The organism is Bacillus sp. AFS001701 (assembly GCF_002559405.1).
GTDB lineage: Bacteria > Bacillota > Bacilli > Bacillales > Bacillaceae_G > Gottfriedia.
In genome coordinates this window covers 1-2577 of record NZ_NTZO01000593.1, presented here as the reverse complement: position 1 = coordinate 2577, position 2577 = coordinate 1, and the positions used below count along the sequence as shown (strand labels likewise).

The following is a 2577-nucleotide window of genomic DNA, read 5'->3' as shown; positions in this document are numbered from 1 at the left end:
AAAAAGATTTGTAGAAGAATGTCGAATTGAAGGAGAGAATTTTTTTTGAAAAATTTTTAGAAACCACTACCAAATTATTTGGAAATACAGATGCAAAAATAAAAATAAACTTTAAAACGAATTCACTCTTTATGCGTTAATAAATAGTGGCATTAAATAGTAACTGACCTACGTTTTAGGCAATTCAACAAAAATTATTGAAATACATGTAGAAAAGATTCACTTCAAAGTTACTAAAGTTCGTGTCAATATCATTATTTCCCTAGTTGTGCTACCTTCTTTGGTTGGACTTATTTTTAGTTCAATAAAATAACAATCGTAATATAGTAAAAAGGATCTTCGTTTTTACGAAAATCCTTTTTGTCTTATTATTTAAAGGCTTATTAGACTTGCATTCGGTCTCTTGATATTACTACGCGTAAACGAAGATCTGAAATCATAAATACACCACATAAAATGACAAGAAAACCGAACAACATCCCTAATGTAATATGTTCTTTCAAAATAAGAACTCCCCAGATTATTCCAAACACAGGAATTAAAAAAGTAACGCTTAATGTTTTGGTTGGTCCAACACTTTCGATAAGATAAAAGTACAATAAATAGGCTATAGCAGTACAAAATAATGCTAATCCTAGAACTGCTAATATAGCAACTCCTGATATTTTATGTGTAAATGAAGTGAAATTTAGGAATGTAAAAGGTAAAAGTAAAATTGCAGCACCAATTTGTTGACCAGCTGCAAGTGAAAGTGGTGGCACTGAAACAAATGCTTTCTTTGCATAAACACCTGCAAATCCATATGAAATAGTCGACAAAACTGCAAGTCCAATTGCTATTTTAACATCATAAGTAAACGGAATTGAACTCCACCCTACTAACAAGATTACTCCTATTACTCCCACTATTATTCCAGCCCACTTTCGTATACTCAACTTTTCTTTCGTCCATAAAAAGACAACAAGCGCTGTAAATAATGGCGTCAAAGAGTTTAGAATTGATGACATTGAGGCTGTCAGATGCAATGCTGATGTAGCAATTAATGTAAATGGAATTGCTGCATTTAATGCCCCTATTATTAAATATTGTCTCCATCTCTTTTTAAAGTGTAATGACTTTTTAGTAATAACCAAAAATAGCACCAGGGCAAACGCAGCAATTGTAACTCTTCCTTGAATTGTTAAAATTGGTCCAAAAACTGGTGAGGCTATTCGAATAAATAAAAATGAAGCTCCCCATAATGCAGCTAAACTCAATAAAGCTATTCCATCTTTTAATTTCATTTATTTAACCCCTTTCTGAATTTGGTTGGAGTGTAATTAAAATGATGACGAAACATACTTGAAAAATGTGCCGAGCTTTTAAACCCAAGTTTATGCGCTATTTCAGTTATGGATTTCTCAGTATCTCGTAACAGTCCTAAAGCTTCTATCATTCTTAACTTAGTTGCGTATTCTAACGGTGATAAACCTGTGGATTTTTTAAATAATCTTTGCAAATGAAATTTACTTACTCCAACTTCAATTGCTAACCGATCCAATGTTAAGCTATTTCGATATTCTTTTTCAATAAAATGTTTGGCAGATAAAATAATATCTTCCTCATTTGAGTAAAGTAAATCAGGGCGACATCTTTTACATGGACGGTACCCATCTTTAATTGCCAAAGAAAATGACGAATAATATGATACATTTTCTTTTAATGGGGTTCTTGACTTACACGAAGGTTTACAACAAATCCGAGTGGACTTAACTGCATATATAAACACTCCATCGTAGTTTTCATCGCATGATTCAACTGCAATCCACATGACCTCATTATTTAATCCGTTCATTTAATCACCTCATCTTTAGCTATTCACATTTTAACACTAAGATCATGCGCTTGCTTTCAATTTCTTGCTTTCTAATTTCTTTGGAAGAAGGATAAAAGTAGTTAATAGACCAACTGATGATGTTTGGATTTAAAATGAGTGAAGAGAATATTAGTATTGAAAAATAAGGATATTTGACACGAATGAAGATTAATGGAAAGAGGTATAGCGAAACCGTGGAGAGCTATGACTACGATGTGCTGTTTCTATTACTTTATTTGTAAAAGTGACAGCGAACATATTGCATCTATGAGAGATAATTCCCTGTACATCCTAAAATGAAAGAAGAACACTCTAATATAATGAAAAAAGCTATACTCAATTATACATCTTTCACTAAAGTCTTAAAAAAGACAAATAAAAAACTCAGTTACCTGTGTTATCACAAATAACTGAGCTTTAGATATGACCCGTACGGGACTCGAACCCGTGTTACCGCCGTGAAAGGGCGGTGTCTTAACCGCTTGACCAACGGGCCAAAAAAAAATATGGCAGAGAAGAAGGGATTCGAACCCTCGCACCGGTTACCCGATCTACACCCTTAGCAGGGGCGCCCCTTGAGCCACTTGGGTACTTCTCTATCATATGGCTCCGCAGGTAGGGTTCGAACCTACGACCACTCGGTTAACAGCCGAGTGCTCTACCACTGAGCTACTACGGAATAATCATAAACAAAGCGACGTTCTACTCTCACAGGGGGAAAC

At 34.3% G+C, this 2577-nt stretch carries 2 protein-coding genes and 3 tRNA genes; all 5 read right to left on the bottom strand.

What is annotated here, in order from left to right:
• Positions 1-383: 383 nt before the first annotated feature.
• On the bottom strand, positions 384-1283 hold the full coding sequence (locus CN514_RS23660) for a DMT family transporter (protein WP_098234670.1): 900 nt from the start codon (positions 1281-1283) through the stop codon (positions 384-386).
• On the bottom strand, positions 1280-1834 hold the full coding sequence (locus tag CN514_RS23655) for a bifunctional transcriptional activator/DNA repair enzyme AdaA (protein ID WP_098234669.1): 555 nt from the start codon (positions 1832-1834) through the stop codon (positions 1280-1282). The genes CN514_RS23660 and CN514_RS23655 overlap by 4 nt, the downstream gene beginning before the upstream one ends.
• Before the next feature lie 445 nt (positions 1835-2279).
• Positions 2280-2351: transfer RNA gene (locus tag CN514_RS23650), tRNA-Glu, on the bottom strand.
• 11 nt (positions 2352-2362) lie between these two features.
• Positions 2363-2453: transfer RNA gene (locus CN514_RS23645), tRNA-Ser, on the bottom strand.
• Between the two features lie 6 nt (positions 2454-2459).
• Positions 2460-2534, bottom strand: a tRNA-Asn gene (locus tag CN514_RS23640).
• Positions 2535-2577: the final 43 nt, after the last annotated feature.

Coding starts and splice junctions, on each gene's coding strand:
- CN514_RS23660 (WP_098234670.1), bottom strand. CDS start 1,283: ATGAAATTAAAAGATGGAATAGCTTTATTGAGTTTAGCTGCATTATGG.
- CN514_RS23655 (WP_098234669.1), bottom strand. CDS start 1,834: ATGAACGGATTAAATAATGAGGTCATGTGGATTGCAGTTGAATCATGC.